This is a genomic window from Psychromonas arctica (assembly GCF_038155225.1).
In the GTDB taxonomy this organism is placed as follows: domain Bacteria; phylum Pseudomonadota; class Gammaproteobacteria; order Enterobacterales; family Psychromonadaceae; genus Psychromonas; species Psychromonas arctica_B.
The window spans coordinates 1-243 of record NZ_JBAKBA010000166.1 but is presented as its reverse complement, the minus strand read 5'-3'; the positions used below and the strand labels follow the sequence as shown (position 1 = coordinate 243).

Genomic DNA, 243 nt, shown 5'->3' with positions numbered 1-243 from the left:
ATCACTTTTAATGAAACCTTCGTATTTTGTAATTTAGGTTATTTAGCGCGTGCACATCCACCAGGCATTCAGAATGACCCTAAAAAATATTTCCAAGCCATACATAATGTTTTCTATACGCATGCACAGACTGTCATCGCTTATAAAAAGTTCAATCAATTTGGTGAAATTGGGTTAAGTCATGTCTTCAGTCCAGCTTTTAGTCTGGATGACAGTGAAGAGAATCAGTTTGCCCCAGAGCAT

The 243-nt window shown here is 37.4% G+C and carries 1 protein-coding gene; it reads left to right on the top strand.

Features of this window, described 5'->3' with window-relative positions; all coding sequences use genetic code 11:
• The coding region (locus tag V6255_RS18185; protein ID WP_341629398.1) for a family 1 glycosylhydrolase at positions 1-243 on the top strand (243 nt) is incomplete at both ends.